Origin of the sequence: Nocardioides sp. TRM66260-LWL (genome assembly GCF_020075545.1) — a bacterium.
Taxonomy (GTDB): Bacteria; Actinomycetota; Actinomycetes; order Propionibacteriales; family Nocardioidaceae; genus Nocardioides.
This window is the reverse complement of record NZ_JAIQZK010000005.1, coordinates 203,356-225,271: the sequence shown is the minus strand read 5'-3', so window position 1 is coordinate 225,271 and position 21,916 is coordinate 203,356. Positions and strand designations below refer to the sequence as shown.

The 21,916-nt window shown below is 73.0% G+C and carries 21 protein-coding genes and 3 tRNA genes; 14 read left to right on the top strand and 10 right to left on the bottom strand.

What is annotated here, in order from left to right:
• The first annotated feature begins 61 nt into the window (after positions 1-61).
• The 7 genes from K8Z61_RS13695 (at position 62) to K8Z61_RS13665 (ending at position 3,405) form a co-directional block, all read left to right on the top strand.
• Positions 62-135: transfer RNA gene (locus K8Z61_RS13695), tRNA-Ile, on the top strand.
• Positions 136-170: 35 nt separating this feature from the next.
• Positions 171-293, top strand: a complete 123-nt coding sequence (locus tag K8Z61_RS13690; protein ID WP_224130440.1) for a DLW-39 family protein — start codon at positions 171-173, stop codon at positions 291-293.
• Between the two features lie 57 nt (positions 294-350).
• A tRNA-Ala gene (locus K8Z61_RS13685) sits at positions 351-426 on the top strand.
• A gap of 201 nt (positions 427-627) precedes the next feature.
• On the top strand, positions 628-1,149 hold the full coding sequence (locus tag K8Z61_RS13680; RefSeq protein WP_224130438.1) for a hypothetical protein: 522 nt from the start codon (positions 628-630) through the stop codon (positions 1,147-1,149).
• Positions 1,150-1,197: 48 nt separating this feature from the next.
• Positions 1,198-2,112 (top strand): hypothetical protein, encoded by a 915-nt coding sequence (locus K8Z61_RS13675; protein ID WP_224130436.1) that lies wholly within the window; start codon positions 1,198-1,200, stop codon positions 2,110-2,112.
• A gap of 178 nt (positions 2,113-2,290) precedes the next feature.
• The gene (locus tag K8Z61_RS13670; RefSeq protein WP_224130434.1) at positions 2,291-3,073 is read left to right on the top strand and encodes an SURF1 family protein; all 783 of its coding nucleotides are present in this window, start codon (positions 2,291-2,293) and stop codon (positions 3,071-3,073) included.
• Positions 3,070-3,405, top strand: coding sequence for a DUF3817 domain-containing protein (locus tag K8Z61_RS13665; RefSeq protein WP_224130432.1), 336 nt, complete (start codon positions 3,070-3,072; stop codon positions 3,403-3,405). The genes K8Z61_RS13670 and K8Z61_RS13665 overlap by 4 nt, the downstream gene beginning before the upstream one ends.
• A 101-nt stretch (positions 3,406-3,506) precedes the next feature.
• Here the strand turns inward: K8Z61_RS13665 and K8Z61_RS13660 are convergent, their stop codons facing one another.
• A complete protein-coding gene (locus tag K8Z61_RS13660) occupies positions 3,507-4,232 on the bottom strand; it encodes a hypothetical protein (protein ID WP_224130430.1) in 726 nt (241 codons plus the stop codon).
• Between the two features lie 134 nt (positions 4,233-4,366).
• Between K8Z61_RS13660 and K8Z61_RS13655 the strand changes: the two genes are divergently transcribed.
• Together K8Z61_RS13655 and K8Z61_RS13650 are read left to right on the top strand one after the other, a co-directional pair.
• Positions 4,367-4,879, top strand: a complete 513-nt coding sequence (locus K8Z61_RS13655) for a peptidylprolyl isomerase (RefSeq protein ID WP_224130428.1) — start codon at positions 4,367-4,369, stop codon at positions 4,877-4,879.
• A gap of 25 nt (positions 4,880-4,904) precedes the next feature.
• Positions 4,905-5,846, top strand: a complete 942-nt coding sequence (locus tag K8Z61_RS13650; protein ID WP_224130426.1) for a rhomboid family intramembrane serine protease — start codon at positions 4,905-4,907, stop codon at positions 5,844-5,846.
• A gap of 173 nt (positions 5,847-6,019) precedes the next feature.
• On the opposite strand, the gene K8Z61_RS13645 is transcribed toward K8Z61_RS13650, so the two are convergent.
• Complete coding sequence (locus tag K8Z61_RS13645; RefSeq protein ID WP_224130424.1) at positions 6,020-6,484, bottom strand: cell division protein CrgA; 465 nt, start codon at positions 6,482-6,484, stop codon at positions 6,020-6,022.
• Between the two features lie 65 nt (positions 6,485-6,549).
• On the opposite strand from K8Z61_RS13645, the gene K8Z61_RS13640 reads away from it, so the two are divergent.
• Positions 6,550-7,413, top strand: a complete 864-nt coding sequence (locus K8Z61_RS13640) for a DUF881 domain-containing protein (RefSeq protein ID WP_224130422.1) — start codon at positions 6,550-6,552, stop codon at positions 7,411-7,413.
• 44 nt (positions 7,414-7,457) lie between these two features.
• Here K8Z61_RS13640 and pknB read toward each other — a convergent pair whose 3' ends face one another.
• From pknB to K8Z61_RS13605, 7 genes are read right to left on the bottom strand one after another with little or no spacing between them, the layout of a single operon-like run.
• Entirely contained in the window at positions 7,458-9,242 is a 1,785-nt protein-coding gene (pknB, locus tag K8Z61_RS13635; RefSeq protein WP_224130420.1) for a Stk1 family PASTA domain-containing Ser/Thr kinase, read from the bottom strand.
• Entirely contained in the window at positions 9,239-10,744 is a 1,506-nt protein-coding gene (locus K8Z61_RS13630) for a serine/threonine-protein kinase (protein WP_224130418.1), read from the bottom strand. Before K8Z61_RS13630 ends, pknB begins: the two co-directional genes overlap by 4 nt.
• Positions 10,741-12,240, bottom strand: coding sequence for a penicillin-binding protein 2 (locus tag K8Z61_RS13625; protein WP_224130417.1), 1,500 nt, complete (start codon positions 12,238-12,240; stop codon positions 10,741-10,743). The genes K8Z61_RS13630 and K8Z61_RS13625 overlap by 4 nt, the downstream gene beginning before the upstream one ends.
• On the bottom strand, positions 12,237-13,649 hold the full coding sequence (locus K8Z61_RS13620) for an FtsW/RodA/SpoVE family cell cycle protein (protein ID WP_224130415.1): 1,413 nt from the start codon (positions 13,647-13,649) through the stop codon (positions 12,237-12,239). Before K8Z61_RS13620 ends, K8Z61_RS13625 begins: the two co-directional genes overlap by 4 nt.
• Positions 13,646-15,037 (bottom strand): PP2C family serine/threonine-protein phosphatase, encoded by a 1,392-nt coding sequence (locus tag K8Z61_RS13615; RefSeq protein ID WP_224130413.1) that lies wholly within the window; start codon positions 15,035-15,037, stop codon positions 13,646-13,648. The genes K8Z61_RS13620 and K8Z61_RS13615 overlap by 4 nt, the downstream gene beginning before the upstream one ends.
• A 13-nt stretch (positions 15,038-15,050) precedes the next feature.
• On the bottom strand, positions 15,051-15,530 hold the full coding sequence (locus K8Z61_RS13610; RefSeq protein ID WP_224130411.1) for an FHA domain-containing protein: 480 nt from the start codon (positions 15,528-15,530) through the stop codon (positions 15,051-15,053).
• The gene (locus K8Z61_RS13605; protein WP_224130409.1) at positions 15,523-16,245 is read right to left on the bottom strand and encodes a DUF3662 and FHA domain-containing protein; all 723 of its coding nucleotides are present in this window, start codon (positions 16,243-16,245) and stop codon (positions 15,523-15,525) included. Before K8Z61_RS13605 ends, K8Z61_RS13610 begins: the two co-directional genes overlap by 8 nt.
• Positions 16,246-16,422: 177 nt before the next feature.
• Between K8Z61_RS13605 and K8Z61_RS13600 the strand changes: the two genes are divergently transcribed.
• From K8Z61_RS13600 to K8Z61_RS13585, 4 genes are all read left to right on the top strand, one after another.
• A tRNA-Leu gene (locus K8Z61_RS13600) sits at positions 16,423-16,506 on the top strand.
• Positions 16,507-16,784: 278 nt separating this feature from the next.
• Positions 16,785-19,265, top strand: coding sequence for a molybdopterin oxidoreductase family protein (locus K8Z61_RS13595; RefSeq protein WP_224130407.1), 2,481 nt, complete (start codon positions 16,785-16,787; stop codon positions 19,263-19,265).
• Positions 19,266-19,315: 50 nt separating this feature from the next.
• Entirely contained in the window at positions 19,316-19,834 is a 519-nt protein-coding gene (locus K8Z61_RS13590) for a hypothetical protein (protein WP_224130405.1), read from the top strand.
• The gene (locus K8Z61_RS13585) at positions 19,831-20,511 is read left to right on the top strand and encodes a hypothetical protein (RefSeq protein ID WP_224130403.1); all 681 of its coding nucleotides are present in this window, start codon (positions 19,831-19,833) and stop codon (positions 20,509-20,511) included. The genes K8Z61_RS13590 and K8Z61_RS13585 overlap by 4 nt, the downstream gene beginning before the upstream one ends.
• Before the next feature lie 83 nt (positions 20,512-20,594).
• Here the strand turns inward: K8Z61_RS13585 and K8Z61_RS13580 are convergent, their stop codons facing one another.
• Positions 20,595-21,911: an HNH endonuclease signature motif containing protein gene (locus K8Z61_RS13580; protein ID WP_224130401.1), complete on the bottom strand. Its 1,317-nt coding sequence runs from the start codon at positions 21,909-21,911 to the stop codon at positions 20,595-20,597.
• Between the last annotated feature and the right edge of the window lie 5 nt (positions 21,912-21,916).

Here is a 21,916-nt window from a genome sequence, read left to right as displayed (position 1 = left end):
TCCGAGACGCTGGGGTAGTGTTCCCCCTCGGTCAACCGACCGCCCCCGGCCTGCCGGGTGCGGGCCTATAGCTCAGACGGTTAGAGCGCTTCCCTGATAAGGAAGAGGTCACAGGTTCAAGTCCTGTTAGGCCCACCGACCGCAGCCCGCCTGCAACCGAGGAGTCCTCGATGAAGAAGATCCTGCTCGTCGTCCTCACCGCCGCAGGCGCCGTCCTGGCCAAGCGCAAGTACGACTCCAGCCAGGCCGAGCACGCCCTCTGGGCCGAGGCCGTCGACGCCGTCCGTCGCTGACCTCACCGCAGCATCGCGGGCCTCGCGCCCGCACTCCCGCCGCCTCCGGGTGGCATCGGGGCCTTGGCGCAATTGGTAGCGCACCTGCTTTGCAAGCAGGGGGTTAGGGGTTCGAGTCCCCTAGGCTCCACCAACTTCCTGCGTCCTCGACGGGAACTCGCGCGGATCTCCCGCTGGGTCGGCCCGTGCTCGTGGACCGCTGAAAGCGTTCCTCGAGCATCGGCGAACTCCGTCGTGCGCCGTCCTGGGGATGTCGTGTGCAACCGCATCACGCAGAATTCCCGCACTAGCTTCGGTCTGTATTCGATGCCAAGCTGCGCCGGTGGAACCGTATGTGCGGCACGTCAAGCACGTCGTTCCGGACGAATTTCGTGGGGAACTCGCGCTCGTCGACGCGATGGCGGACCGCCTGCGTCGACATCTCTCGGACACGGCCTCCGACCTGCGTCGACTCCACGTTCACGGGGCATCCAGCGCGGTGGTGCAAGGACATGTGGGTGGATTGCTCCGCGTCGATCTCCACTTCGAGGAGGAGGTCGTCCTGACCGCCGAACTTGGATTCGTGACGCAGGCTCGACCGGATTTCATCTTCAGGCTCGGCCCCGGACGCGGCGTGATCGCGGAGGTGGAGCGGGGCGGAACGATCACGAACAACCACGACCTGAAGGATCTCTGGAAGGCGCACATCGCTCCCGATGCGCACCATCTGTTCCTCGTCGTCCCCATGCAGAACTTCTCCAGGGACGGGTCCGGTCGCGAGAAGCCCTTCCCGGTCGTGGCGCGGCGGCTCGGCGCGTTCTTCGGCGACAGCCGCCGCGAGATCGACGTCCTGAGCGTGCATGTCTTCGGCTACTGAGCGATTCGTCCGTGCCGGGCAGGCCGCCTCCATGTTGCACAATGCCCCGTGCTCTCTCGCCTGACCCGCGCCCTCGCCACGGGCACGCTGCTGGTGACCGTCACCGGCTGTGCGGGATCAATCCCGCCGCCGAGCGCGGCGCCGAAGCCCGACGTCCTGCCGTCGGCCACGCCCACGCCGGACGCCGACCTGCCGGCTTCGGCGGTGCTGCCCTATGTGCCGGAGAGCACGGCGCTGCTGACGGTCACCGACTACGACCGGGTGGCCGAGCAGCTGGGCGTCGAGCTGACGCGCGGGATGAGCCAGGCCGAGCGGGACGACTTCTGGCGGCGGGCCGCACGCGGCGCCGCGCTGCTCAGCCCCGGCCTGCTGCGTGACGACGAGAAGCGGCTGCGCGACGACTACGGCATCGGCCAGGAGGACGTCTCGTGGGAGGCGCACCTCGTTGGGGACGACGGGGTCGAGACCGGCTGGGTGCTGCGGTTCCGCGACGGCACCCCGATGGCGTCGGTCAAGGAGGCGATCGACGCCGGGGTCGGGCCGCTCGCCGGGGCGCGGATCGCCGACGGGACGGTCGTCGTCAAGGGCACGCTGCCCGATCCGGCCGACAGCTGGGCGTCCGACGAGACGATCCAGCCTCTCGTCGGCACCACCGCGGCGGACGGGGTGGTGGTGCGTCGGGGCTGCGTGGCGGCGCCGGCGGGCACGCCGCGGGTCGAGTCGCTGGACGCCTGGTCGATGACCTTCGAGGGCGCGCTCGCCACGGCCCGCCTGGGGCTGAAGCGCACCGACCTCTTCACGCGACTGCGGCTGGCCGAGCAGCGCGCGAGCTTCACGCGGGTCTTCGCGGGCGGCGTCGCCGACCCGCAGTCGGGACGCCTCGGCTTCCGGATGAAGGCGCCCGCGGCGGCGACCGATCTGGCCCTGCGCGAGGATCTGCCCTTCGCGGTCTGCGGGCGGTAGGTCCCGGCCGCTGTCGGGTGCGGGGGTCTCGACAAGCTCGACCACCGTGCGGGGCTCGACCACCGTGCGGGGCTCGACCACCGTGCGGGGCTCGGCCACCGTGCGGGGCTCGGCCACCGGGTGCGGCTCGACCGGCGTCACAGGCTGGACCACCGGAGCGCCCCGTACCCTGGAGGGCGTGACCAGCGCCTTCGCCCCGCGCCTCCTCGCGGCCCATGCGGCGATGCTGGTGTCGGTGTCGGCGGCCACCGGCCTGGGCGTCTGGCAGTACGACGCCTACCAGGCGCGCAAGCAGGCCGAGCGCATCGACCTGACGCAGGAGACCCCGCGTCCGCTCACCGATCTGATGGGCTCCGACGATCCGTTCCCGGGCGCCGACGTCGGGCGTCCGGTCGACGTCCGCGGCACCTGGGTGCCCACCGGCACGGTGTTCGTGTCGGGCCGCGAGCACGACGGCGTCGACGGCTTCTGGGTCGTGACGCCGGTGGCCGTGGGCGGCGAGGGCCGGCCGGCCGTGCCGGTGGTGCGCGGCTGGGTGCCCACCGTGGCCGACGCGCCGCCCGCACCGAGCGGCGAGGTCGACCTCGTCGGGTCGCTGCAGCCGACGGAGGGCACCGGCGAGACCGACCCGAATCCCGACGACGACGTCATCCCGCAGGTGCGCATCGCCGACCTGATCCAGCACGTTGACCAGGACCTCTACAGCGCCTACGTCGTCGACGACACCCCGTCGGCCGGGCTGGTGAAGGCCGACCTCGCGGCGCTGCCCGACAGCGGACGCTTCACCGGCCTGCGCAACTTCCTCTACGCCATCGAGTGGTGGCTCTTCGGCCTCTTCGCGCTCTACATCTGGGGCCGCTTCGTGCGCGACGAGACGCGCGAGCCCGACGACCTCGGGGACGGCACTGCCACCCCGTCCGGTCCGGCTCCGGACGACCACCCGGTACCGTCGAACGCGTGAACCGGCTCTTCGTCACCTACCGCGTGCTCGCCCTCGTGGTGGGCGTCCTGCTGCTCGTCGGCACCCTCAGCGCCGTCCTCAAGTACGGCCTCAGCGAGGGCAGCAGCCTCCAGACCCTCGGCGAGCGGCTCGACCTGGTCTGGCTGGTACACGGCTGGATCTACATCGTCTACGTCGTGGTCGCGTTCGTGCTGACGCAGAAGGCCCGCTGGTCGCTGCCGCAGTTCGGGCTGATGATGATCGCCGGCCTCATCCCCGGCCTGATCTTCTGGGTCGAGGCGCGCGTCGCGGCCCGTCTGCGCGAGCAGCACCCTGAGCTCGTCCGCGCCTGAGCCGCCGAGCCCGCCGCACGATCCCGAGACGCCGAACGGCGGCCGCCCCGCGAGGGGACGGCCGCCGTTCGACGTTCCACGTGGAACCGATGCGGTGCGGCTCAGCGGTCCTCGGCCGGCGGGGCGGCGTCGAGCTCGACGATCTCGACCGGCTCCTCCGGCGTCGTGGCCTTGCGCGGAGCCTCGGCGGCGTCGGCGATCGCCTCGTCCGGGGTGGCCCCGGCGTCGTCGGCGACGTGCTTCGGCGCCTCGGTGGCCGGGGTGGTGACGACGCCGGCGGAGGACGACGCGGGCGCGCTGCTCGGCGCGGCCGGCGGCACGTACGCGGACTGCCACACGTCGGGCTTCGAGCCGCCCTGCAGCCGCTTGGCCACCACGCCCACGGCCGCGGCGACACCGCCGACGATGAGCAGGGTCTTGACCTTCGAGCGCTTCTTCTTCGGCGCCGGCTGGCCGGTGAGCTCGGCGACGCGGGCCTGGGCGCGGCCGGCCACGTCGGCCGCGCGCTCCTGCGCGAGCGAGGCGCCCTGCGCGACGTACGGGGCGGCCTTCGAGCGGGCCTCGCTCAGCGCGTCCTGCAGCACCGGGACGGCCTTGTCACGCGCGTCCTGGAGTGCGGGGACGGCCTTGGCCCGGGCGTCCTGCAGCGCCGGCACGGCCTTGGAGCGGGCGTCGGAGAGGCGGTGCGCGGCCTCCTCGCGGGCGGTGCCCGCGGCGGACTCGAGCTGGTCGACGAAGCCCTCGACGAGGTCCTCGAACGACTCCACCACCGAGCCGACGCGATCCTGGGCCTGATCGAGCAGGGACTTCTTCTTGCGCAGACGCATGACGCGTCACTTCCTCTCGTGGTGGCGTGCAGGTGGGGGACGCCGGTCATCTTGGCACCCGTGGAAAGATCGTCGCGCACGACGCGGCCGCGTCGTTCACCCAGACGTACACCCACGCCAATCGAAAGGCAGTCATGGCTGACCTGCAGGCCGTCCTCAAGACCAACCGGGGCGACATCACCCTGAACCTGTTCCCGAACCACGCCCCCGAGACGGTCGAGAACTTCGTCGGCCTGGCCACCGGCGAGAAGTCCTACGACGCCGGCAACGGCAAGACCGGCCCCTTCTACGACGGCCTCGGCTTCCACCGCGTCATCTCCGGCTTCATGATCCAGGGCGGCTGCCCGCTCGGCACCGGCACCGGCGGCCCGGGCTACACCTTCAAGGACGAGCCGCACCCCGAGCTGGTCTTCGACAAGCCCTACCTGCTCGCCATGGCCAACGCCGGCCCGGGCACCAACGGCTCGCAGTTCTTCATCACCGTCGGCGCCACCACCTGGCTGAACTTCAAGCACACCATCTTCGGCGAGGTCGCCGACCAGGCCGGCCGCGACGTCGTCGACGCCATCGCCACCACCGCCACGGGCCCGGGCGACCGTCCGCTCGAGCCGGTCGTCATCGAGTCCGTCGAGATCACCGGCCGCTGAGCGGCCACCCCCTGAGGCCTGACGCATGACGACGCCCCCGGCCACGCCGCAGCCCGTCCCCGGCACCGGCGTGCCCACCTGCTACCGGCACCGCGACCGGGAGACCTACATCAGCTGCCAGCGGTGTGGTCGACCCATCTGCCCGGACTGCATGACGGAGGCCGCCGTCGGCTTCCAGTGCCCGGAGTGCGTGGCCGAGGGGCGTCGCAGCATCGCGCAGGCGCGCACGTCCTTCGGCGGGGTCATCCCCAGCCGTCCGGGCGTCGTCTCGCTCACCCTGATCGGCCTCAACCTGCTCGTCTTCGCCCTCGTGCAGGCGACGGGCGGCGCGGCGAGCCTGCTCGTCGACCGCCTGTCGCTGCACGCGGAGTCGCTCTGCGGCCTCTCCCGGGGCTTCTTCTACGGCGCCAGCGAGGCCGGCTGCGTCGGCCGGGGCGGCACGTTCGTCCCCGGCGTCGCCGACGGCGCGGTCTGGCAGATGCTCACCAGCGTGTTCCTGCACGTCTCGGTGCTGCACATCGCCTTCAACATGTTCGCGCTCTACGCGCTGGGCCCGCAGCTGGAGCAGGTGCTCGGCCGCTGGCGCTTCCTGACGCTCTACCTGCTCTCCGGCCTGGCCGGCTCGGTGCTCGTCTACGCCACCGCCGGCCCCTCGACCACGCTCGGCGCGTCCGGGGCGATCTTCGGCCTGATGGGCGCGCTGCTCGTCATCGCCTACAAGGTGCGCGGCGACTACCGCAGCATCCTGTTCTGGATCGGCCTGAACTTCGTCATCACCCTGGTCGGCGCGGGCTACATCTCCTGGCAGGCCCACCTCGGCGGCTTCCTGGGCGGCGCCGCGCTCGGCGCCCTGCTCGCCTACGCCCCGCGCGAGCGCCGCACCCTCGTGCAGGTCGGGGGCTTCGTGGCCGTCGGCGTCGTGCTCGTCGCGATCACCGCGCTCCGCACGCTCAGCCTGCAGGTCTGAGCCCGGACGCAGCGAGACCCGGCTCGCAGGTGAGCCGGGTCACGCTCCCCGCCCCCAGGCGGTGGAGAACCTTGTGGACGAACGGTCCGGTGCGTCCACAACTGTGGACGTTCCTGGGGAGAACTACACGCGTGTGATTCCTCCCCAGGGTCATCCCCAGGTGTGGAGGACGCTCACTCCCAGCGGGTCGCGAAGGAGAAGCCGACGGCCATGAACGCGATGCCCACGAGCAGGTTCTTCTGGCCGAGGTCGTTGAAGACCGGCACCTGCGAGACGTCGTTGGAGATGACGTAGAAGGTGCAGATCCAGAGCAGGCCGAGGAGGAAGCAGCCGAGCATGCCGACCACGACGCCCCGCCCGCGGCCGAGCGGGGTCGAGGGGTGCGCGGCGATCAGGAGCCCGAGGAAGATCGCGCCGAAGCCGATCAGGTAGTTGTAGTCCGCGAGGTCGCCGATGAAGGCGGGACCCTTCGGGTCGTCGCCGAGCACGTCGGGACGCACGCCCACGTAGTAGTAGGCCATCCAGGCGATGCCGCCGAGCACGAGGACGAGGGCGAGCACCGCGCGGACCGTCAGGATCGGACCCCGGATCGGGTCGGCGAAGGCCTGATCGGCCGGCTTGCGCTTGAGCTTGGCCACGACGTCTCCTCGGGCGGTTGACTACGGGATGGGGATCGGCGTCGAACGCCCGTAGCCTAGACGTCGTGAGCGAGGGGGAGCACGTGAGGGGCGGTGCGTCGGCCCACGGCACGACCCACCGCACGGCCCACGGCGCGACGCGGGGCACGGCCCTGGTGGCGCGGGTGCGCAGCGGTCTCGGGCGCACCGTCGGACGCCGTCCCCGCCGCCCCGGCTCCCGCGCCTGGCGCGTCGGCACCCCGGTCGTGCTGGTCCTCTGCGGCTCGCTGCTCGCCGTCAGCGCCGCCCGCAGCCAGGGCACCGACCTGCGACCCGGCCGCTACCCCGACGTCGCGTCCCTCGTGCGCGCGGAGTCGCAGTCCTACGAGGCCCTGCGCCAGCGGGTGCAGGACCTCAACGGCCAGGTCGCCGAGCTCGCCGCCGGCGTCGACGATCCCGAGGTCGCGCGGCTTCAGCAGCGCACCGAGCGGCTGCGCAGCCCCGCGGGCCTGGCGCCCGTGCGCGGACCGGGCGTCACCGTCACGCTGTCGGACAGCCCCCTCGAGGTCGACCGCGAGAGCGGCATCGACGAGCGGTGGTTCGTGGTGCACCAGCAGGACGTCCAGGCGGTCGTCAACGCCATGTGGCGCGGCGGCGCGACCGCGGTGACCATCCAGGGCCAGCGGGTCGTCACCACCACGGCGATCAAGTGCGAGGGCAACTCGATCACCATCCAGGGCGTGCCCTACCCGCAGCCGTACGTCATCTCCGCGGTCGGCGACCAGTCGTCACTCGAGAGCGCGCTGACCTCCGACTCCTACGTGCGCGGGTACGTGCAGCAGTCGCAGGACCCCGCGGTGCGCATCGGCTGGGGCATGCGGCGCGACGAGGTGCGCGCGCCCGCCTACGACGACGTGCTGCGGCTGTCGTACGCCAAGCCCGTCGCCTGACCCGCCCGACCCGAGGCCGACCTCGCCGGCCGGCGCGGGCTGGGTCAGGGCGTCGGCTGCTGCTGCCCCGGCGGGGTGCCGCCCTGGCCGGGAGGGTTGCCGCCGTTGCCCGGACCGCCGGGCGTCGGCTGGCCCGACGGCGTCGGGCTGGCGGAGGGGGTGGGCTCGAAGGCGGAGACGAAGATGTTGACCTCGCTGCCCTGCGGCTGGGTCGTGCCCGGCTCGGGCAGCTGGTCGACGACCGTGCCCTTCTTCTCCGTGCTCGTGGGGTCCTGCCGGACGACCGGCTTGAAGCCGGCGCGGATGATCTTCTGCGTCGCCTGGTACTGGGTGAGGCCCACCACCGAGGGCACCTCCTCCGGCCCGTCGGAGTAGTACACGACGACGGTCGAGCCGGACGCCACCTTGGTGCCGGCGGCGGGGTCGGTGCGGATGACCTGTCCGGCGGCCTCGTCGGACTCCACCACCTGGAAGCGCGGCTTGAGGCCGGCGTCGGTGAGCGTGCCCTGCGCCTGCTGCCGCATCTGGTTGACGATGTCGGGGATGGCGACCTCGGGCTTGCCGGCGCTGATCGTCAGCGTGACGGTGGTGCCGGGGTCGACGAACGCGTTGGCCGGCGGGTCCTGCGAGATCACCCGGCCCTGCGGCACGGTGCCTGACGGCTCGAAGCTGGCGGTGCCGACGGTGAGGTTGGCGTCGCCGAGCGCCGCGTTGGCGCTGTTCTCGCTCATCCGCACGACGTCGGGCACCTGCACCTGCTCGGGCGCGGACGGGAAGAGCTTGGGCCACAGGAAGATCGCGGCCACGATGATGCCGATGACCAGCGCCGCCAGCGCCAGCAGGAAGCCGGTGCGCGGGCCGTCGTCGTCGGACTCCTGCGCGGGCACCGGCACCGGCACGGGCATCGGCGCCGGACGCGGGGCGACGGGCGGCAGGGTCGTGGTCGGGGGCAGCGGCGCCGGCGCCTGGGCCTGCACCGGACGACCGGCGAGGTAGCGCTCGATGTCGCTGCGCATGGCGGCCGCCGACTGGTAGCGGTCCTCGACCCGCTTGGCCAGCGACTTCATCACGATCGCGTCGATCTCGGGGGTGAGCTCGGTGTCGTGGTCGGACGGCGGCAGCGCCTGCTCGCGCACGTGCTGGTAGGCCACGGCGACGGGCGAGTCGCCGACGAACGGGGGACGTCCGGTGAGCAGCTCGTAGAGCAGGCAGCCGGCCGAGTAGACGTCCGAGCGCGAGTCGACGGTCTCCCCGCGGGCCTGCTCCGGGGAGAGGTACTGCGCGGTGCCGACGACGGCGGCCGTCTGGGTCATGCTCGAGGCGGCGTCGCTGATCGCGCGGGCGATGCCGAAGTCCATCACCTTGACGTCGCCGCTCGGCGTGAGCATGACGTTGCCGGGCTTGATGTCGCGGTGGATGATCCCGGCCCGGTGGCTGTAGTCGAGCGCCGAGAGCACGCCGCTGGTGATCTCCAGCGCGCGCTCGGGCAGGATCTTGCGGCCCTCGCGGAGGATGTCGCGCAGCGTCCGGCCCGCGACGTACTCCATGACGATGTAGGGCTGCTGCACGCCCGAGCCGTCGGAGGCGGGCTCCTCGCCGGTGTCGTAGACCGCGACGATCGCCGGGTGGTTCAGCGACGCCGACGACTGCGCCTCGCGGCGGAAGCGCGCCTGGAAGGTGGCGTCGCTGGCGAGGTCGGTGCGCAGGCGCTTGACGGCGACCACGCGGCCGAGCCGGGTGTCGGTGCCCTTGCGGACCTCGGCCATGCCGCCGCGTCCCAGCAGCTCGCCGAGCTCGTAGCGGCCGCCGACCGTGGGCTGCTCGGTCATCGGGCGACTCCTCGGGAGGCGGGCGGTGCGGGCGGCGTGCCCGCTCCGCCGGACGCGGACGGTGACGCGGGCGCCGTCGGGGACGGCGTCGGGGTGGGCGTCGGGGTCGGGGTCGGGGTGGGCGTGGGGGTCGGCGTCGGCGCGGCGCCCCAGTAGCTGATCGTCACGGAGTCGCCCTGCACCAGCGCGCCCTCGGGGCTGACGCGCTCGACGGCGCCGGGGGTCTGGCTGCCGTCGTTGGTGAGCTCGTTGAGCACGACCTTGAGGCCCAGGCGGGTCAGCTGCTCGCGGACCTCGCGGTAGTCGCGGCCCTCGTAGTCGCTGCTGCGCACGTCGACGGTCTGCACCGTCGGGCTGGCCTGGGTGGGCGTCGACGAGGGCCGCTCCGAGGCGGTGCGACTCGGCGTCGGACGCGGGGTCTCGGCGGCCTGGGTCGGGGAGTCGTCCCGGTTCAGCAGGACGACCAGGGCGATGATGCCCGCGATCGCGGCGACCGCGAGCAGCGCCAGCAGCGCGCCGGTGGCGGCCGAGCGACGCTGCGCGGGGGCGTCCGAGACGGTGGTCGAGGTGGTGATCGGCGGCACCGGGGCTACGGGACCGGTGCGCAGCACCGCCGTCGCGGCCTCCGCCGGCGCGGCCGGCGCGACGGGCGCCACGGGCGGCAGCACGACGGTGCTGGGACTGCGCAGCGCGGCGGCGAAGGCGGCGCCGTCGGCGAACCGCTGCTCGGGGTCCTTCGCCAGCGCCCGCGTGACGACGGCCGCGAGGTCGGAGGGCACGCTCGCCGGCAGCGCCGGCACCGGCTGGTTGAGGTGCGCGAGCGCGGTGGCGACCGGGGTGTCGGCCTCGAACGGACGGCGTCCGGCCAGCGCCTCGAAGGCCACCACGCCGAGGGAGTAGACGTCGGAGGCGGATGTGCTCGGGTTGCCACGCGCCTGCTCCGGCGAGAGGTACTGCGGGGTGCCGAGGACGGTGCCGGTCTGGGTGAGGCCGGCCGAGGTGGCGGCACGCGCGATGCCGAAGTCGGTGATCTTGACCTGCCGCGCCGGCGTGACGAGCAGGTTCGCGGGCTTGACGTCGCGGTGGACGATGCCGGCGGCGTGGGCGGCGCCGAGCCCGTCGGCGGCCTGGGCGAGCAGCTCGCGGGCGGCGTCGGGGTTCATCGGCTCGCCGCCGCGCAGCAGCGCCGAGAGCGGCTGGCCGTCGACGAGCTCCATGACCAGGAACGGCTGCGGCATGCCGCTCTGCGTGCCCTCGCCGACGTCGTAGACCGCCGCGATGTTCGGGTGCTGGAGCGCGGCCGCGTGCCGCGCCTCCTCGTTGAGCCGCGCCCGGAAGGCGGGGTCGTCGGCGAAGCCGGCCCGCAGCGTCTTGATCGCGACCGCGCGGCCGAGCAGCGTGTCGGTGGCGCGCCACACGTCGCCCATGCCCCCGCTCGCGAGGTGCTCGTCGAGGCGGTAGCGGTGCTGGTCGTCGGCGTACCGGACGTCGTTAGTGCTCACTTGATGACCGCCTCCATCACGGCCTTGGCGATCGGGCCGCCGAGCCGGCCGCCGGCGATGTCGCCGCGGGCCACGGTCGGGGCCTTCTGGATGAGGACCGCGACGGCGACCTGCGGGTCGTCGGCCGGCGCGAAGGAGGTGAACCAGGCGTACGGCGGCACCGAGGGGAGGCCGCTCTGCGCGGTGCCGGTCTTGCCGGCCACCTTGACTCCGGGGATCGCAGCCGGCGCGGCGGTGCCCTCGTCGACGGTCGAGACCATCAGGTCGGTGAGCTGGCTGGCGGTGCGCGCGCTGATCGCCTGGGAGAGCTGCTGCGGCTTGGTGGAGTCGATCTGCTCGAACTCCGGCGACTGGACGGAGTCGACCAGGTAGGGCCGCATCACCTTGCCGTCGTTGGCGATGCCGGCGGCGACCATCGCCATCTGCAGCGGGGTCGCCCGCACCTCGAACTGGCCGATGCCGCTCTGCCCCGCCTGCGGCTTGTTGGCGTCGGCCGGGAAGACCGACTCGGCCTGCGGCAGGAGGTCGTCGAAGTAGGTGGAGTTGAACCCGAACGCCTCGGCCTGCTTGCGCAGCCGGTCGGCGCCCAGCTCGACGCCGAGCCGCGCGAAGGTGGTGTTGCAGGAGTTCTCCAGCGCCTGGGCGAACGGGATGCGGTCGGAGCCGCAGTTGCGTCCCTCGTTGTCGATCAGGCCGGACGAGCCGCTGGTCAGCGGCAGCTGGTACGTCGCGCCGCCCGGCACGAGGTCGTTCTTGGTGTAGAGGCCGTCCTCGATCGCCGCGGCGGCGGTCACCAGCTTGAAGGTCGAGCCCGGCGGCAGGGTGGTCTGGATGGCGCGGTTGGTGAGCGGCTGGCCCGGCGCGTCCTGCAGCCGCTGCGCGGCCTTGTTGACCTTGGCGAGGTCGTGGTCGGCGAGCAGGTTCGGGTCGTAGCTGGGCAGCGAGACCATCGCGAGCACCTTGCCGGTGCGCGGCTGGATGGCGACGACCGAGCCCTGGCCGTTCGGGCCGAGCACCTGCTTGAGCGCGGTGTACGCGGCGCGCTGGGCCTTGGCGTCGATCGTCAGCTCGACGTTGCCGCCCTTGCTCTGCTGGTTGCTCAGCAGGTCGACCAGCCGGCTGACGAACAGGCTGTCGTCCTCGCCGGAGAGCACGCGGTTCTGGGTCTGCTCCACCATCTGCTGGCAGCTGGTGCAGCCGCCGGACTGGGCGTTGTAGTAGTTGAACCAGCCGGTGATGGGCGCGTAGAGCTGCGGCTGCGGGTAGGTGCGCTGGTAGTCGTAGCGGTCCTTCGACGGGACGCTGCGGGCCACCGGCGTGCGTCCGACCAGGATCGCGCCGCGCTCCTGGGAGAAGGAGGCGTCGACGGCGCGCCGGTTGCGCGGGTCCTGGTCGAGGGAGCTGGCCTTCCAGTACTGCAGGTAGGTCACGTTCGCCATCAGCGCGAGGAACAGCACCAGGCAGAACACCGAGAGCGTGCGGATCGGACGGTTCACAGCCGGATCACCTGCGTCGACTCCTCGTCGGGCTCGTCCGCCTCGGCGGACAGGTCGGGCACCGGACGTCGGGCGAGGTCGGAGATGCGCAGCAGCAGGGCCACGATCACCCAGTTCGCGACCAGCGACGACCCGCCGTAGGACAGGAACGGCGCGGTGAGGCCGGTGAGCGGGATCAGCCGGGTGACCCCGCCGACCACCACGAACACCTGCAGCGCGAAGACGCCCGCCAGACCGGTGGCCAGCAGCTTGCCGAAGCCGTCGCGCGAGATGACGGCGGTGCGCAGCGCCCGCTCGACGATCAGGCCGTACATGACGAGCACGGCCATCAGGCCGGTGAGCCCGAGCTCCTCGCCGATGGAGGAGGTGATGAAGTCGGAGTTGGCGTAGTAGACCATCCAGGGGCTGCCGCCGCCGAGGCCGCGACCGAGCAGGCCGCCCCAGCCGAAGCCGAACTGGCTGAGCACGATCTGGCGGCCCTTGTCGCTGGTGCCGTCGCCGAAGAACGCGTAGGGGTCGAGCCACAGGTCGACGCGGTCGCCGACGCGGCCGACGAACATGGTGGCGAGCACGGCGCCGATGACGAACATGATCGCGCCGACCACCAGCCAGCCCGGACGCTCGGTGCTGACGTAGAGCATGATCAGGAACAGGCCGAAGAACAGCAGGCTCGAGCCGAGGTCGCTCTGCGCGACCAGGATGACCATCGAGATCGCCCACATGCCGAGGATCGGGCCGAGGTCGCGGCCGCGCGGCAGGTCGACGAAGAGCACCCGGCGCCCGGCGAGCGCCAGCGCGTCGCGGTGCAGCACCAGGTAGCCGGCGAACGCGATGACCAGCAGCACCTTCGCGACCTCGCCGGGCTGCAGCGAGAACGGGCCGATGCCGATCCAGATGCGGGCGCCGTTGATCTCCTTGCCGAGCACCGGCACCTGCGGGGTCAGCAGCAGGACGATCGCCGCCAGGCCGCAGGTGTAGGTGAAGCGGGTCAGGACGCGGTGGTCGCGCAGCAGCAGCAGGGTGCCGGCGAACAGGCCGACGCCGAGGGTCATCCAGATGAGCTGGCGCCGGGCGAAGTCGGAGTCGCCGGCGAGGTCGAGGCGGTGGATGACGGCCAGGCCGAGGCCGTTGAGCGCGGCGACCACGGGCAGCAGCACGGGGTCGGCGTACGGCGCGACCAGCCGGACGACGACGTGCGCGCCGAGGATCAGGCCGGCCAGCCAGCCGCCGTAGCCGACGATGTCGGCCGGCACCCGGCCCTCGACGCCCAGCCCGGCGGCGGCGTACGCCCCGATGCCGACGACGAGCGCGAGGACGAGCAGGAACAGCTCGGCGCCGCGGCGGCGCCGGTGCACGAACTGCAGCAGCGGGCCGGTGACGCCCGTGGTGGTCAGGCCGGGGGTGCTCACGGGGCGTCCCCTCCGCAGTCGCGGGCCGAGGCCACCTGGGTGCCCAGGTTGGCGATGGCCTGGCGCGCCTCGTCGAGGCCGCTGGTGCCGAAGGTGGCGCGCACGCGGTCGGCGTCGTAGGTGCACAGCTCGCTGAGCGGCAGGTCGCTGCGCTCGTACGGCGTGGAGAGGCTCAGGCCGGGGACGTCGGCGTTGACGCCGCGGAAGATGACGACCACGCCGTCCTGCTCGCCGATGTAGTACTGCCGCTGGCTCCACGACCACGCCGCCGCGCCGATCAGCCAGACGACGCCGAGCACGACCAGCCCGATGAGCGGGGCACGCAGCCACCGCAGCCGCTCGGGCGCGCGGGGCGCGTACCGCACGGCCTCGGGGTCGGGCGGGTCGGCGGTGATGGCGTGGTCGGGCAGGTCGGCGACGCCCACGGCGCCGGCGGAGCTGGTCGTCCCCTCGCCGCCGTCGCCGTCGGGGGTGCGGTGACGCCGGGTGGAGAGCAGCCCGCGCGGCATGCGTCGGCGCAGCTCGGACGCGGAGCCGACGAGCAGCGGCTGGAGCTCGGCGAGCTCGTCGGCGTGCGCCTGCGCGCCGGCGTCGTCGAGCACCTCGGCCACCACGCAGGTGACGTTGTCGGTGGAGCCGGCCTCGAGGCTGGCGCGCACCAGCTCGACGGCGGCGAAGTCGGGCGTCCCGTCGCCGAGCAGGGCGGCGATGACGTCGTCCTCGAGCACGCCGCAGGCGCCGTCGGAGCACAGCAGCAGGCGGTCGCCGGCCGCGAGGTCGACGACGAAGAGGTCGGGCTCGAGCTCGGTCTGGCCGTCGAGCGCACGCAGGATGACGTTGCGGTGCGGGTGCACCCGGGCCTCGGCCTCGCTGATGCGGCCCTCGTCGATGAGGCTCTGGACGAAGGTGTGGTCCTTGGTGAGCTGGCGCAGCACGCCGTCGCGCAGCAGGTAGGCGCGGGAGTCGCCGACGTGGCCGAGCGCGATGCGGTGGCCGTCGAAGCGGGCGAGCGTGGCGCAGGTGGAGGTGCCCATGAGGGCGGGGTCCTCGTCGACGAGGTCGGCGATGCGGTCGTGCGCGCGGTGCAGGGCGCCGGAGACCTCGCCGAGCAGCTCGACGGTGCCGGTCTCGGGGTCGGTCGCGCCGGTGGACGGTGCGTTCGCGAGGTCGACGCCGGTGTCGCCGAGCCGCGAGCCCGCCGGGGTCGGGGCCGGCACGTCGAGCCGCCGCAGCTGGCTGATCGCGGTGGCGCTGGCGATGTCGCCGCGGGCGGCGCCGCCGACGCCGTCGCACACCGCGAGCACCCAGGGCCCCGCGTAGCCGGAGTCCTGGTTGTCCTTGCGGACCCGCCCGACGTCCGAGAGCGCCGAGTAGAGCAGCCGGTACATCAGCCGGCCCTCCTCACTTGCGCACCTCGATGATCGTCTTGCCGATGCGCACCTGCGTGCCGACGGTGACGGTGGTCGGCTGCGTGATGCGGACGCTGCCGATGTAGGTGCCGTTGGTGGAGCCGAGGTCCTCGACGAACCACTGGTCGCCGGACGCGGCGATGCGCGCGTGCCGGGTGGAGGCGTAGTCGTCGTCGAGGCGGATCGCGGCGTCGGACCCGCGTCCGATCAGCACCGGCGTCTCGCCGAGCTCGGCGCGCTCGCCGGCGTTCGAGCCGTCGACGACGATGACGTGCGTGGGGGAGCCGCGGCGCTTGGCCGGCGGCTTGGCCTTGCGCTCCTTCCGCTCCTTGCGGGGCGGTGCGGTGCGGGCGGCCTCGGGCACGCGCGCGCCGAACATGTCGGAGCGGATGACCGAGATGGCCGAGAGCACGAAGATCCACAGGATCGCCAGGTAGGCGATGCGGATCAGGAAGAGGGTCAGCTCAGACATCGGCCCGCTCCTCGATGACGCGGACGGTCATGGTCGTGTTGCCGACGCGCACCTCGGTGCCGTCGTCGGCGATCGAGCGCGCCCGCTTCTGCCCGTCGACCAGCACGCCGTTGGTGGAGCCGAGGTCGACGACCTCGACGCTCACCTGCTCCTGGTGCTGGCCGCGGTAGGAGACGGCGATCTGCGCGTGCCGGCGGCTGACGCCGGGGTCGTTGATGCGGATGTCGGCGTCGGTGCCGCGTCCGACCACCACGCCCGGCGGGTGCAGCGGGTGCTGCGTGCCGTTGATGTCGAGGAACGCCCGCGCCCGGCGGATCTGGGTGTCGGTGGCCGTGCCCGTGACCCGCGCCTGCGCCTGGCTGCGGATGCGGAACAGGCCCGTCGCGAGGTCGTCCGCCCGCTCGAACTCGATCTGGATGGGGCCCGGGAACGCGTAGCCCTGCGTCGTCGCGTGCTCCTCGACCTGCTTCGTGAGCTCGGCGGCGAGCGCGGAGTCGTAGGGCGCGAGGCGCTCGAGGTCGCTCGGGCTCAGCTCCACGTGGAACGCGTTGGGCACCAGGCGGCGCGAGCGGGAGAGGATCTGCGCGTTGTTGTCGCACTCGCGCTGCAGCGCCGCGGCGATCTCGACCGGCTGCACGGCGGAGCGGAAGGCGCGCGCGAAGGCTCCGTTGATGAGGGACTCCAGGCGCTGCTCGAACCGCTGCAGTCCGCTCACCGGGCCTCCTCTCGACTCCACGACCGTGCTTGCCGGCGTGCGGCGGGCAGGCCGAGGACCCGGCCGACGCCGGATCGAGCCCGATCGTAACGGGCCGTCGGTTCCGGACGACTCATCCCGGGTGGGGGCCGTGGTTTGGGGATGTCGTCGCGGCTGGGATAACCTCGCCCAGCACTCGCGCGAGTGGCGGAATAGGCAGACGCGCACGGTTCAGGTCCGTGTGCCCGAAAGGGCGTGGGGGTTCAACTCCCCCCTCGCGCACAGCGGCCCACCTGCAGTCATGCAGGTGGGCCTGTTGCTTTTCCGGGTCGGGTTCGGCGCGGCGGTGCAGTGCAGGATTCCCCGGATATCCGGGGAATCCTGCACTCCGTGACGCGGCCGGCACCTCCCGCGGCGCCCCGGAGTGCCGTGCGCGTCACGGAACGGCCGGCGGTCGGTCCGCCGCAGGGCCGGCGTCCACCCGAACGGCGGCCGCAGTCCGCGCATGGCGCGTCCTCCGGACGGATACCGCCTCACGCCACGACAGCGGAGGTGGGCGCATGGAGCAGCGGACGCAGATCGATCGGATCGCCGAGCCGTGGGGCACTCGGACGCCCTACGGGGCGGGAGAGCCGTGGCCGGTGCGGGTCGACCAGCACCTGGCGGCGGGCGTCGCCGAGGACGACGTGGAGCGGTGGGTGCAGGCGGCGTCGCTGCTGCACTCCAACGGCGACGCGATGGACGTGGCGGTGCGCGCAGGTCGGATCGTCGGCGTGCGTGGCCGGGCGGTGGATCGGGTCAACCACGGTCGGCTCGGCCCCAAGGACCTGTTCGGCTGGCAGGCCAACGGCTCGCCCGACCGCCTGACCCGGCCGCTGATCCGTCGTGACGGGCGGCTGGTGGAGACCGACTGGGAGACGGCGATGGCCGCCGTCGCCGGGCGGGCCCGCGAGCTGATCGAGGAGCGCGGGCCCTCGTCCATCGGGTTCCACACCACGGGGCAGCTCTTCCTGGAGGAGTACTACACGCTCGCGGTGCTCGCCCGCGGCGGCATCGGCACCCCGCACCTCGACGGCAACACGCGTCTGTGCACGGCGACGGCGGCGGCGGCGCTCAAGGAGTCGTTCGGCTGCGACGGACAGCCCGGCTCGTACGCCGACGTCGACCACGCCGACGTGATCTGCCTCTACGGCCACAACGTCGCCGAGACCCAGTCGGTGCTCTGGACGCGGATGCTCGACCGGCTCGACGGGCCGCAGCCGCCGGCGATCGTCTGCGTCGACCCGCGCCGCACGCCGGTGGCCGAGCGCGCGGCCGTGCACCTGGCACCGCGGCCGGGCACCAACGTCATGCTGATGAACGGTCTTCTGCACGAGCTCATCGCGCACGATCGCGTCGACCGCGCCTACCTCGACGCCCACACCGTCGGGTTCGACGAGCTCGCGCGCACGGTGGCGGCGTGCCCGCCGGAGCGGGTCGCCGAGGTGTGCGACGTGCCGGTGGACGACCTGCGCCGTGCCGCCCGGATCATCGGCGACGCCGAGCGGCTCGTGTCGACCGTGCTGCAGGGCTTCTACCAGTCGCACCAGGCGACGGCGGCCGCCGTGCAGGTCAACAACGTGCACCTGCTGCGCGGCATGCTCGGTCGTCCCGGCTGCGGCGTGCTGCAGATGAACGGGCAGCCCACCGCGCAGAACACCCGCGAATGCGGCGCGAACGGCGACCTGCCGGGCTTCCGCAACTGGGCGAACGACGCCCACGTCGAGGAGCTGGCGCGGCTGTGGAACGTCGAGACCTCGCGGATCCCGCACCACTCGGCTCCCACGCACGCCATGCAGATCATGCGATACGTGGAGGACGGGTCGATCCGGTTCCTGCACGTCAGCGGCACGAACCCGGCGGTCTCGATGCCCGAGCTCGCGCGGATGCGGGCGCTGCTCGGCCAGGATCGGCTGTTCCTCGTGGTCCAGGACCTCTTCCTCACCGAGACCGCGACGCTCGCCGACGTGGTGCTGCCGGCGGCGACCTGGGCGGAGAAGACCGGCACCTTCACCAACGCCGACCGCACCGTGCACCTCTCCGAGCAGGCCGTCGACCCTCCCGGCGAGGCGCGCCCCGACCTCGAGATCCTGCTCGACCTGGCGCGGCGCCTGGACCTGCGCGACCGTGACGGCGCGCCGCTCCTCGGCTGGACGTCGCCCGAGGAGGCGTTCGAGGCCTGGAAGGAGTGCTCGCGCGGCCGGCAGTGCGACTACACCGGCCTCACCTACGAGCGGCTGCGCGGTGGCAGCGGCATCCCGTGGCCGTGCACCGACGAGCGTCCCGAGGGCACCGAGCGGCTCTACGTCGACGGCGACTTCCGCTCGCGTGCCGACGACTGCGAGGGCTACGGACGCGACCTGGTCACCGGCGCACCCGTCGAGCCCACCGAGTACCGGGCGCTGAACCCGGACGGCCGCGCGGTGCTCAAGGCGTGCGAGCACCTGCCGTCGCACGAGCCCACCACGACGGAGCATCCGTACGACCTGATCACCGGCCGGACGCTGTACCAGTTCCACACCCGCACCAAGACGGCCCGCGCCCCGCAGCTGCAGGCCGCCGCACCCGAGGTGTGGGTCGAGGCGTCGGCCGACGACGCCCGAGCCGAGGGCTGGGCCGAGGGCGACCTTCTTCGCGTCGCGACGCCGCGCGGCTCGGTCCTCGCTCGTCTGCGGGTCGGCGGGATCCGGCCCGGCGCCCTCTTCGTGCCGTTCCACTACGGCTACTGGGACACCACCGGCGACGCCCCCGACGGCGACGGCGGGCGCGCGGCCAACGAGCTGACGCTCACCGGCTGGGACCCCGCCTCCAAGCAGCCGCTCTTCAAGGCGGGCGCCGCGCGCGCGGATCGAGTCGCGGCCTCCGACGGCCTGGCGGCGCCCGCGCCGACGACGACGGCGTCGCGTCCGGCCGGCGACCCGGGCGCGCGCCCGGTGGCTGCGACCCGCGGCGGACCGCCGGCGCTGTGCGACGAGCGGATCGTGGCGGGGGACGAGCGGTGAGCGGGCTCGGCGGGCCCAGCGGTCCTCGTCGGTTGAGTGGTGTCGCCGCCGTGCTGCGCAACCGCCATGCCGAGCAGATAGGGCTCGCGCTCGAGCGGGTGCACGCGGCGGAGTGTGCCCTGATCAGGGCGCTGGACGATCTGCGTCACCGTCACCCCAACGACCACGAGGTGTTCCACGTGGCGCGGGACGTCGCGGCGTGGTCGCGCCGGCACGTCCCGCTGGTCGCGGAGGCCGCCGGGGCCTGGGGCCGCGATCTGGATCCGGAGGGTCCGGCGGAGGATTCATCGGTGCGAGATCGGCTCGCCGAGCGCGCCGCGCAGCTGGTCGGACGGCGCCATGCCGCGTCCGTGCTGCTGCTCGACGACCTGCGGGCCGCGCACCTGTGCGCGGCCGGGGCGTCGCTGGACTGGGAGGTGCTGGCCCAGGCGGCGCAGGCGCTGCGCGACGACGCGCTGCTGGCGCTCGTCCAGGAGTGCCATCCGCAGACGCTGCGGCAGCTGCGGTGGACGAACGCCCAGGTGAAGGAGACGTCCGCGCAGATCGTCGTGGCCGGGGCGGGATCGTGAGCACGTCCTCCGACCTCGACCACCCGCTGCCGACCCGGGTGGTGCTCCGGCCCGTCGCGACCCCGTTGCCGCTGGGCTTCCTGGCGCTCGGCGTCGCCACGCTCGGGTTCGCGGCCGTGCAGCTCGGCTGGGTCGACGCCTCCCAGGGTCACGCGGTCGCCCTCGGCGTGCTCGTGCTGACCGTGCCGCTTCAGCTGCTGGCCGCGACGTTCGGCTTCCTGGTGCGCGATCCCGTCGCCGCCACCGGCATGGGCGTCCTCAGCGGCACCTGGGCCGGGGTGTGCCTGGTGACGCTCTCCTCGCCGCCCGGTGCGCTCAGCCCCGGCTCCGGGGTGCTGCTGCTCGGTGCCGGTGCCTGCCTCCTGGTGCCGGCCGCCGCTGCCCGCGCGGCCATCGTCCCGGCGGCCGTGGTCGCGACCAGCGCCGTGCGGTTCGCCGTCACCGGGATCGCGCAGGTGCGGCAGAGCCATGCCTGGCTCGAGGTGGCCGGCTGGATTGGTGTCGTCCTCGCCGCGCTGAGCCTCTATGCCGCTCTCGCCCTCGAGCTCGAGGCCTCGTCCGGACGCACGGTGCTGCCGCTCGGCCGGCGCGGCGTCCGCGCCCGGGCGCTCGACGGTCGGCCCGCCGACCAGATCGCCGATCTCCCCAGCGAGCCCGGGGTGCGGCGGCTGCTGTAGGCGGGGCTTGCCGTAGACGGCGCGCGCCGGCAGCCCGATCACCGGGTGATGTCGGGCTGTGGGGTTGCGCGTAGCGGTGGGGCTCAGCCGCCGTCGGGCTGGGGTGGGTCGAGGAGGGTGGTGCCGTGGCGGTCGCGTCGGAATCGGACGCCGTTCGGTGACTGCCAGAGGTAGACGCCGGGTTGGTCGGGTCCAGCGGGCTTGTAGCGCCAGCCGTCGTGGGTCTTGTGGCGGTGGTGCTTGCGGCACAGGGGCGCGAGATTCGACGAGCTGGTGGAGCCGCCCGACTCCCAGGGGTCGATGTGGTCGGCGTCGCAGGACCGTGCTGGTCTGCGGCAGTAGGGGAAGACGCAGGTGTGGTCCCTGAGGATGATCTGCTCGCGCATGAGCTCGGGCACCTCGTAGGCGTCGCTGTAGCGCTCCGCGGCCAGGTCGAGGATCGGACGAACGGTGACGCTGGTGCCGACGGTCTGGCACCAGGCCTTGATGACGTCGATGCCGAGGGGCGACCGGGACGCCTCGGAACGGGCCACGTCGCCCAGCGCACCGGTGACCGCGTCCACCGACAGGTGCACGTAGAGGGTCAGGTGCCGCGACCGGGGCTGCGTCGCGGAAGCAGCAGCACCCTCCGATCCTCCGCCGGTCTCGAGCGGAAGCGCCTGCTCGCCACGGGCGAGCATCCCGGCGGCCTTGGCACGCCGGACGTTCAGCGTCTCCTCGGAGCCGGCCTTCTTGAGCTGCTCGGCGAGCGCTGCGATGGCGCGTTCGAGGTCGGCGGCGTCGGGCTGGTCGAGGCGGCCTGAGATGTCGATGGTGCCGTCGAAGCCGGCTTGACCCATCCACACCTCGAAGCAGCGGTGCTCTGCTTCGCGGGCCTTCCGCAGGACCGCGTCACCGGGGTCGGCGTGCTCCTGCGCGACCCGGCAGATGTTCGAGATCTGGGTGCGGGAGACCTGGTGGGCGTACGCGGCGATCCGGGCGTCCACGAGGTCGGCTGCCTCGGCGGAGAGGGGGATGGTGTCCTCGGTGATCCGGCGGACCTGCCAGACCGTGAGCTCGCCCTTCACCAGGCGGGACCAGACTCGCGGGAGCCGCACGCACGCCTCGAGGGCGTGGCCGACGTAGAACGAGCCGGCCTGCTGGGTCATGCCGAGCGCGGTGATGAACTCGGTGACCGCGTGCTCCTGCACCTCCGGCGCGCCGGGGCCGGCAAGCGGGAGCATCATCCCGGTGTCGATGACATAGCCCGCCACGTCACCAGTGCCCGCGACGTGGGCGATGGCCCAGTCCGCGGCGGCGATGAAGACGTCTCGCTCCGCTTGCTCGGCAGCAGCCCGCGCAGCCATCGCGGCGCGTAGGGCGTCGCTGTCGCGCAGCAGCCGAGGGGTCCGAGAGGGCATGCTCA

Bases quoted from the DNA above. Each gene is read 5' to 3' on its own strand.
- K8Z61_RS13690 (WP_224130440.1), top strand. From the start codon at position 171: ATGAAGAAGATCCTGCTCGTCGTCCTCACCGCCGCAGGCGCCGTCCTG.
- K8Z61_RS13660 (WP_224130430.1), bottom strand. From the start codon at position 4,232: ATGCGTCTGCGCAAGAAGAAGTCCCTGCTCGATCAGGCCCAGGATCGC.
- K8Z61_RS13655 (WP_224130428.1), top strand. From the start codon at position 4,367: ATGGCTGACCTGCAGGCCGTCCTCAAGACCAACCGGGGCGACATCACC.
- K8Z61_RS13650 (WP_224130426.1), top strand. From the start codon at position 4,905: ATGACGACGCCCCCGGCCACGCCGCAGCCCGTCCCCGGCACCGGCGTG.
- pknB (WP_224130420.1), bottom strand. From the start codon at position 9,242: ATGACCGAGCAGCCCACGGTCGGCGGCCGCTACGAGCTCGGCGAGCTG.
- K8Z61_RS13615 (WP_224130413.1), bottom strand. From the start codon at position 15,037: ATGTACCGGCTGCTCTACTCGGCGCTCTCGGACGTCGGGCGGGTCCGC.
- K8Z61_RS13610 (WP_224130411.1), bottom strand. From the start codon at position 15,530: ATGTCTGAGCTGACCCTCTTCCTGATCCGCATCGCCTACCTGGCGATC.
- K8Z61_RS13595 (WP_224130407.1), top strand. From the start codon at position 16,785: ATGGAGCAGCGGACGCAGATCGATCGGATCGCCGAGCCGTGGGGCACT.
- K8Z61_RS13580 (WP_224130401.1), bottom strand. From the start codon at position 21,911: ATGCCCTCTCGGACCCCTCGGCTGCTGCGCGACAGCGACGCCCTACGC.